Raw genomic sequence first — 8,201 nt, forward strand, 5'->3', positions numbered from 1 at the left:
CGGCGGTCCCGGCCACCGCGTGACCGCCGCCGCGGCCGCCTCCGGCCGGCGCCGCGCTCACCTCAGCGTCCTGACCAGGCTCCGCGCCGCCGTCCTGCTGGCGGCCAGTACCGTTTTGCCCGCCCCGCCGCTCCCCCCGGTGAAGGTGTAGATCCCCTGCGCCAGCGGGCGGAGCGAGAGCGCGCCCGTCGCGTGGTAGCACTCGACCGCGGCGACCGCCGTCACCGCGGCGGCCTTCCCGCCGGGCGGCCGGTACCCGATCCTGGACCGGGCGGTGTCCAGGATCCGGGTGGTCAGCGCGGGGTCGGCCACCGCCGCGCCCGGCGGCACGTCCCAGCGGTCGGTGGGCAGGCCGAGCAGCATCCGCCCGTCGGCGTACGGCCTGCCGTACAGCCCGGTGGTCTCGTCGACGAACGCGCCCGGGCCTCCCGCGCGGACGGCGCGAGCACGTACTGGATGGCCTTGTTCCGCAGTCCGCCGTCCGGCAGGCCCGTGCGGGCCAGCAGCGTCCGCGTCCACGCGCCCGCGGCCACGACGACCACGTCGAACCGCGCCGGGGGGCCGCCGACGGGGTGGACCTCGCCCTCGCGGGTGAGGGTCTCGATCCGGCCGTCGACGACGAACACCCCGGACCGGGCGAGTTCGACCAGCAGCTTGCCGCGCAGCGCGTCCGGCGAGACGTAGCCCGCCCGCCGCTCCACCACGGCGACGCTCCCCTCCGGCAGGTCGCGGAAGGCGCCCCGGGCGGTGAGCCGCCCGGCGTCGAGCAGCTCGACCGAGCCCGGGATGCGGCGCCGTACGGCGTCCACCAGCTCGGCGGTGTCGCGGCCCAGGGCGGGCATCAGGTAGACCGACCCGGTCTCCCGGTAGGAGGCCCAGGCTTGCAGCACGGGGTCCGACTGGAGCTCGGCGAGGCTCGCGGAGGCCTCCATGCACAGGTCGGGATCGGGTTCGAAGGCCCGGGTCAGCCCGCCGGAGACCGCGCTCGCGTCGGCCCTGCGGTACGGCTCCCCGGTGTAGAGGCAGACGGCGGTCCCCCGGATGGACTCGCACAGGCGCCACGCCAGGGTGACTCCGGCGATCCCTCCTCCGATGACGGCGATCCTCGGCATCACCGCACCCCCGCTCAGCCGGCCGAGGCGGCCGCGGGCTGCGGCTCCTCGGCTCCGGTCGCGGGGGTGCGCATGCCGGCCAGGCCCGCGGCGGTCGCGATGGCGGCGACCAGGGCCGCCCAGAGCCACACCGAGCGGCCGACCTGGAACCACACCAGCGTGCCGAGGACCGGGCCGAGCGCGGTGCCGAGCCCGAAGACGCTCTGCATGGCGCCGATGTAGCGGCCGCGCAGCCGTTCGGGGCCCGCCATGGCCGGGTAGGCGAAGACCGTCGGCCCGCCGATGATCTCCGAGAGGGTCCAGACCAGGGTGCCGACCATGAACCAGACCGGGAGCGGGGAGATGGCGTAGATCGCGTAGCCGACGGAGACCAGGCCCAGCCCGAGCAGTGCGGTGAGCCGGATCGGCCACCGCTGCACGATCTTCGTCATCGCCAGCTCGCAGGTGATGACGATGAACCCGTTGAGCGAGACGGCGGCGCCGTACCACCACAGGCTGATCCCCGCCGCCGCGACGTCCAGCGGGAGCGTGGCCGTGTACTGGCAGTACACGATGGAGGTGAGCAGGACGGCGACCAGGTAGAGGCTGTAGCGCCGGTCGGCGAGGACCGCGCGGTAGCCCGACCGGCCTCCGGGCTCCGGCTCGGCGCTCCTCTGCTCCGCCTCGGGCCGGGAGACGCGCCGGGGCAGGGCGATCGAGGCGATGACGGCGAAGGTGAGCGCGGCGGCGGCCTCGCCCCAGAAGAGCGCGTTGTAGGAGACCGAGAGCAGCGCCGCGCCGATCAGCGGGGCCGCGGTCATGCCGAGGTTGAGCCCGAGCCGGTACATCGCGGTGATCATCACGAGGCGGTGCTTGGGCGTCAGCTCGGTCAGCAGCACCTGGGCGGCCGGCCGGTAGAACTGGCCGACCGTGCTGACCAGGAAGACCGCGCCCAGCAGGAGCGGATAGGTGGGCAGGTAGAGGATGGAGACGATCAGCGCGGCCGATCCCGTCATGCTGACCAGCGTGGCCGCGCGCGGCCCGATCCGGTCCGACAGGGACCCGCCGATGAGCGAGCCCGCGACCGCGCCCGCCCCGTAGACCCCGAGTGCGAGGCCCGCCTGCGTCGGGGAGAACCCGCGGTTGGTCAGGAACAGCACGAGGTAGATCTGGATGAACGCGGCGAGCTTGTTGACGAACACGCCGAGCAGCAGCGCCTTGGCCGCGCGGGGCGTCTCCCTGAGGGTGACGAGCACGCCGTCGTCGCCCTTGCCGGGCGGGGGCGGCGGGGCCGCCGCGGTCCCGGCGGGCGCTGCGGGCGCTGCGGGCTTCGCGGGTTCGGTGGTCTCTTCGTTTCCGACGACGGCGGTCATGCTGCTGCCTTCACTTTCAGGTTGGTCTCGGCCGCGTCCAGGGCGGTGCGGCATTCGGCGAGGTCGGCGGAGACTGCGGTCGCGTAGGCGATGCGGCCCCACAGGGTGCCCTTGGGCGGGGGTGAGACGGTCGCTCCGGGCTCGACGACCGGGATCGCCCGGTCGACGGCTCCGGGCAGGCCGGCCTCGTCGAAGGCGATCGACTCGATCGTCGTGTCGTCCTCCGCGACGTAGAAGAAGCGGACTCCGGCGGCCAGCTCGCGCCGGGGCGTCACGTCGGGGGTGCGCCCGCAGGCCACCGCCGCGGCGGCCAGCCCGGGGTCGATCCCGGTGGTGAGGAGCCCGAGGTAGGGGATCATGTCCCCGCCCAGGCGGCCGTTGACCTCGATGACGCGCAGGCCCCGGGAGGAGAGCTTGATCTCGGTGTGGGTGAAGCCGTCGGTGAACCCGAGGGCGGTGTGGGTGTCCTGCAGGACCCGGCGGAACTCCGGGTCGTGCAGGAGCTCGTCGCGGGCGTCGACGTAGTGGCCCACCTCCTCGCAGTACGGTTCGTAGCCGAGGACCTTGCGGGCCAGGAACAGGGGCGTCACCACGCCGCCCTGGACGACGGCGTCCACGCTCACCTCGGGGCCGTCGGCGTACTCCTCGACCAGGACGGGAACGTCGAACGTGGCGCCGTCGGGGACGGTGAGGTCGCGGACGAAGGCGAACCGCTCGGCGAGCTCCTCCGGGTCCTCCACCCGGATCACGCCCAGGCTGCCGCCGAGGCGCGCGGTTTGAGGATGGCCGGGTAGCCGGTCTCGCCGGCCGCCTTCAGCGCCTCCTCCAGCGTGCCGACGGCCAGGGAGCGGGGCTGCGGCACGCCGTGGGCGTCGAGCGCGACCCGGGTCAGGTGCTTGTCGCGGCAGCGGCGCACCATCCCGGTGTCGCCGCCGGGCAGGCCCAGGGCCTCCGCGACGTGGGCGGCCGCCAGGATCCTGGCCTCGTCCCAGCAAAGCACGCCGTGGACGGGCTCGCGGGCGGCCAGGTCGAGCGCGGCGGGGACCATCCCGGGGCCGTCCACGGTGCTGTCCACCAGGGTCCAGCCGGTGACGTGCTCGCGCTCCCAGCCGGGCTCGGCGGTGGCGAACAGGTGGATCCGGTACTCGGTCGCGATCGAGCGCAGCAGGTACTCGCGGTAGTGCCGCATCCCTGTCGCGATCACCAGGACCAGCGGGCGGTCGTCTGCGGTCATCGTCATGCCTCCTTGGCGGTCGTCACGAGCTGCTTGTCGGGGGCCTGCCCCGGGGTCTCCAGGGCGTCGAAGAACTCCTCGCGGACGGCCTCGTCCTCGGTCGGGGCGATGCGGGAGGCCGCGAGGCGGAGCAGGGGCGGCGCCATCATCGAGGTCGCGACCGCGACCAGGACGATCACGGTGTAGGACGCGGTGGTCAGCACGCCGAGCCGGAGCCCGACCATGGCGACGATCACCTCGATGACGCCCCGGGAGTTGAGGCCGGCGCCCAGGGCCAGCGCCTCCCAGCGGGTGCGCCGCGCGATGCGCGCCCCCAGGTAGGCCCCGGCGAACTTGCCGAGGACGGCGACGGCGAGGACCAGCAGCCCCGCGCCGAGCACGACGGGGTTCGCCAGCTCGGTCAGGTCCATCCGCAGGCCCGCCGTGGCGAAGAAGATCGGCGCCAGCACCGCGGCGACGAACGTCTGCAGCGGGGCGAGCCGGGCGACCTTCAGGTCCGGGGACGACCCGATGAGCGCCCCGCAGACGAAGGCGCCGAGGACGGCCTCGAAGCCCAGCGCGTGGGTCACCGCCGCGAAGAGCAGGAACAGCACGGTCACCGCGGCGATCAGGGTGCGGTCCCCGTGGCCGCGGTCGGCCAGCCGCAGCACCGCCGCGACCACCCTGCGGCCGATCAGCAGGGAGGCCAGGACGAACACCGCCAGCAGCGCGATCGCGGTCAGCGCCGCCTGGCCGGTGCGGGCTCCGGCGGTGGCGAGCGCGGAGACCACGGAGAGCAGGAACCAGCCCGCCACGTCGTCGATCACGGAGGTGCTCAGGATGAGCTGGCCGATGTCCCGGTGGAGCAGGCGCATCTCGGTGAGGATCTTGGCGATGACGGGGATCGCGCTGACGCACAGCGCGACGCCGAGGAAGAGGGCGAACACCGCGGGGTCGGTGCCGCCGGCGATCATCTCCGGCGGGGCCAGGAACCCGATCCCGACGCCGAGGGCCAGGGGCACCAGGAGTCCCGTGCCGCTGATCCAGGCCGCCGACCTGCCCTGGCGCCGCAGGAAGCCGGTGTCGAGGTGCATGCCGGTCATGCCGACCAGGAGCAGGACGCCGAGCTGGCCGACGGCGTCGATCAGGTGGAAGCGGGCCGGGTCCTGCGGCAGCAGCCAGGCGAACAGGTCCGGGGCGGCGTTGGCCAGCAGCGACGGCCCGATGAGGATGCCCGCGCACAGCTCGCCGAGGAGCGCCGGCAGCCCGAACCGGGCGGAGAGCCGTCCGAGCAGGGTCGCCAGGCCGAGGAGCAGGCCGAGCTGGAGGAGGAAGGTCATCAGGTGGTGGGCGGGGATGACGGCGACGGGCGCCCCGGCCAGGGGGACGGCGAGGGGTTCGGCGAAAGGCGCGGTGAGCGTCGCGGCCGAGGTCACGGCGTCACTTCCCGTTCTCGACGTAGTACCAGTTCTCCGGCGAGATCATGCCGAAGGGGTTGATCGGCTCGAAGCCCCGCAGGTCGTTCGCGATCTCGAACAGCCGCAGCGAGAAGTTCGGGATGAAGATGACCGGGACCTGCTCGGCGATGTAGTCCTGGTAGTCGTAGAGCGCGCCCAGGTCGTCGGTGGTGACCGACTTCGCGATCAGCTCGTCGGCCTTCGGGTCGCTGTAGTGGCCGAAGTTGCCCCCGGCGTCGGTCTTGAACAGGATCTCGCCGCTCGGGAAGTGGTAGACCCAGCCGCCGCCCCAGGTGCTCAGCTCCCACAGGCAGGGGCTGTCCGGCCCGGGGACGCACGGGGCGTCCTCGGCGACCAGGACCGAGCCGTAGACCTCCTGCAGCCGCAGCTCGACGCCGGCGCGCGCCGCGTCGTCGCGGAACCGCTCCATCAGCCGGGTGAGCGCCGGGCGCCCCTCGGCGTACCGGAGCGAGAAGCTGAGCTTCGTGCCGGCCGGAATGCCCGCGCCAGCCTGGCCGGGGCCCTCGCCGGGATCGGCGCACACCGCCGGGAAGACGCTCGTGTCCCAGCCGTTGGCGGCCAGCAGCGCGCGGGCCCGCTCAGGGTCGAAGGGCAGGACCGGCGGGCCCTGCAGGGCGGGCGAGACCAGGTCGCTCGCGGGGTGGCAGGGCACGGGGCCGTCCTGCCGGTAGGCGTAGCCGTGGTAGATCTCGCGGGCCGCCCGGTCCTGGTCGAGCGTGTGCTGCATCGCCTGCCGGATGTAGGTCTGGGCGAGCAGCTTCCCGGCCACGGTCGGGTTGTTGTAGTTGAGGGGGATGTAGCGGATGCAGAACGCGGCCTGCGGGACCAGCGTGTAGTGCTCGGCGAGCGGGTTGGGGCCGCCCTTGGTGGGGTCGTCGGTGGGCTCGGTGCTGAAGCTGAGCGGCAGGTAGCCGACCTGGACGCCGTCCGGGCCGTCCGGGCCGGCCAGGAGCCGCTCGTACTCCTCGCCGTCCGACATGAACGGGATCTGGCGGAACTCGTCGAGGTACGGCTTGTTGGGACCGGAGTAGTGCTCGTTGGGCACGAAGGTGACGACGCCCTCCATGGTGTAGCTCTTCAGCCGCCACGGGCCGCTGACCACGCTCCAGACGGGGCTGTCGGCCCAGTGCACGCGGTCGGAGTTGTCCTCCTCCAGCAGGCCGCCGTTCTCGGCCATCAGGAAGTCGTAGACGGCCTCGACGTCGGCCGGGTTCCCGGAGGCGTCGGCCGGCCCGTCGGCGGTGCGGTCCCAGGCCCGGGGCATCGGGGTGATGGTGCTGAGCTGGTTCATCAGCACCCAGCGCTTGGAGTAGGCCTTGTCGAAGGTGAAGTAGACCTTGTCCTCGGCGAGCTTGCCGTAGGAGACCAGGTTGTCGGGGAAGTACCCGGGGACGTACTCGCCGTAGCGCTCGCCCTTGACGGCCATCATGTTGACCCAGAACAGCACGTTGTCCGCGCAGACGGTCTCGCCGTTGGACCACTTCCAGGGCTTGACCGTGACGGTGACCGTCCGGCCGTCCTCGCTCCACTCCGGCGGCTCGCCGATGCTGAGGTCGTAGTCGACCTCGGGGGTGCCGTGGGTGCCGAAGAAGTACAGCGGCCGGTACATCAGGATCTGGAATTCCAGCAGGTTGCGGGTGCCGAAGCGCTCCGGCGGGGTGAACGGGAAGATGATCGACGGGGGGAAGCCGGGCGCGCAGGCCCAGGTGACGGTCCCGCCCTTGACGGGGGTCTCGCCGTGCGGGCGCGCGGGGGCCTCCGCGTCGATGGCCTCCGTGCCGATGGTCGCGGTGTCGATGGTCGCGGTCATGTCCGGTCCTCGTGCTCGTGCTCGTCGGTGGAGGTGGTGATGGAGGTGGAGGTGGCGGGGAGCTCCTCCAGCAGGGAGACGCCGGTGGCGGCGTGCTCGCCGTACCGCTCCCACTCCTCGTGCAGCCGGACGCGCCCGTCGGCGAGCGTCTCCGGGGTGCTGTGGCAGCGGCCCGAGACGATCTCCCCGGTGTCGAGGACCATGCAGTAGGCGAAGTCGAGGGTGCCGTCGGGGGCGCAGACTCCGGTGAGGGCGCCGCGCCGGGCGTGGCCGCCGGCGAACTCGCCCCACAGCAGGTCGTCCTCCTGCCGGTAGGTCGCGGTCGGCGACTCCACCCCGGCGGGCACGTCCCCGGAGGTGAAGCGCCGTCCCTCGTAGCCGTTCTCCGGGGCGCTCATCGAGGGCCCCCGCGCAGCTCCAGCGTGCAGCACTTGGCGCTGCCGCCGGACTTGAGCAGCTCCGACAGCTCCACGCCGATCGGCTCGAAGCCGCGCTCGCGCAGCTCGTCCATGAGGTGGACGGCGGCGGGCGGCATCAGGACGTGGCGGCCGTCGGAGACGGCGTTCAGGCCGAAGGCCTCGGCGTCGGCCTCGGTGGCGATGACCGCGTCGGGGTAGAGCACGCGCAGCACGCCCTGGCTCTCCCGGGAGAACGCCCCCGGATAGTACATGATCAGTTCGTCGTCGAGTACGGCCAGCGCCGTGTCGAGGTGGTAGAAGCGCGGGTCCACCAGCCGGAGCCCGGCGACGGGGAGGCCGAAGAACCTCTCGGCCTCGCGGTGCGAGCGGACGTCGGTGCGGAAGCCGGTCCCGGCGAGCAGGTAGCGGCCGGCCGCCAGGTAGTCGCCCTCCCCCTCGTTGACGTGGACGGCCTCGCGGGTCTCGTAGCCGCGGGCGCGGAACCACTCCAGGTAGGCCGGGCCCTCCGCGGCGCGCTCGGCGTGCCGGAAGCGGGCCGAGAGCACCTTGCCTCCGATGACCGTGGCGCCGTTGGCGGCGAAGACCATGTCGGGGTAGCCGGGCAGCGGCTCGATGAGCTCCACCCGGTGGCCGAGGGCCTGGAAGGCGCGGAGCAGTCCCTCCCACTGGAGCCGGGCCAGGGCGCCGTCCACCGGCTTCCCGGGGTCCATCCAGGGGTTGATGGAGTAGACGACGTCGAAGTGGGTGGGCGGGCACATCAGGTAGCGGCGGGTCCGGGCGGCCGCCGCCGGGGCCGGCGGCGCGGCGAGGCCGGCGG

At 73.3% G+C, this 8,201-nt stretch carries 9 protein-coding genes; all 9 read right to left on the reverse strand.

Going from position 1 to position 8,201, the window contains the following annotated elements:
* Nucleotides 1–57: 57 nt before the first annotated feature.
* On the reverse strand, nt 58–363 hold the full coding sequence (locus ACWJ6R_RS25080) for a hypothetical protein (RefSeq protein WP_449064585.1): 306 nt from the start codon (nt 361–363) through the stop codon (nt 58–60).
* On the reverse strand, nt 294–1,112 hold the full coding sequence (locus tag ACWJ6R_RS25085) for an FAD-dependent oxidoreductase (RefSeq protein WP_449064586.1): 819 nt from the start codon (nt 1,110–1,112) through the stop codon (nt 294–296). The genes ACWJ6R_RS25080 and ACWJ6R_RS25085 overlap by 70 nt, the downstream gene beginning before the upstream one ends.
* A 14-nt stretch (nt 1,113–1,126) precedes the next feature.
* Nucleotides 1,127–2,464 (reverse strand): MFS transporter, encoded by a 1,338-nt coding sequence (locus tag ACWJ6R_RS25090; RefSeq protein ID WP_449064587.1) that lies wholly within the window; start codon nt 2,462–2,464, stop codon nt 1,127–1,129.
* Nucleotides 2,461–3,213 (reverse strand): ATP-grasp domain-containing protein, encoded by a 753-nt coding sequence (locus ACWJ6R_RS25095; protein WP_449064588.1) that lies wholly within the window; start codon nt 3,211–3,213, stop codon nt 2,461–2,463. The genes ACWJ6R_RS25090 and ACWJ6R_RS25095 overlap by 4 nt, the downstream gene beginning before the upstream one ends.
* The gene (locus ACWJ6R_RS25100; RefSeq protein ID WP_449064589.1) at nt 3,210–3,698 is read right to left on the reverse strand and encodes an ATP-grasp domain-containing protein; all 489 of its coding nucleotides are present in this window, start codon (nt 3,696–3,698) and stop codon (nt 3,210–3,212) included. The genes ACWJ6R_RS25095 and ACWJ6R_RS25100 overlap by 4 nt, the downstream gene beginning before the upstream one ends.
* 2 nt (nt 3,699–3,700) lie before the next feature.
* The gene (locus tag ACWJ6R_RS25105; protein WP_449064590.1) at nt 3,701–5,113 is read right to left on the reverse strand and encodes a cation:proton antiporter; all 1,413 of its coding nucleotides are present in this window, start codon (nt 5,111–5,113) and stop codon (nt 3,701–3,703) included.
* A gap of 4 nt (nt 5,114–5,117) precedes the next feature.
* Complete coding sequence (locus ACWJ6R_RS25110; protein WP_449064591.1) at nt 5,118–6,965, reverse strand: ABC transporter substrate-binding protein; 1,848 nt, start codon at nt 6,963–6,965, stop codon at nt 5,118–5,120.
* Nucleotides 6,962–7,363 carry a hypothetical protein gene (locus ACWJ6R_RS25115; protein WP_449064592.1) on the reverse strand — a complete coding sequence of 134 codons (402 nt, stop codon included), beginning with the start codon at nt 7,361–7,363 and terminating at the stop codon, nt 6,962–6,964. Before ACWJ6R_RS25115 ends, ACWJ6R_RS25110 begins: the two co-directional genes overlap by 4 nt.
* Nucleotides 7,360–8,201: dimethylargininase (ddaH, locus tag ACWJ6R_RS25120; RefSeq protein ID WP_449064593.1), on the reverse strand; the 842-nt coding region annotated here is incomplete at its 5' end. The genes ACWJ6R_RS25115 and ddaH, both read right to left, overlap by 4 nt.

It is taken from the genome of Planomonospora algeriensis, from assembly GCF_977012225.1.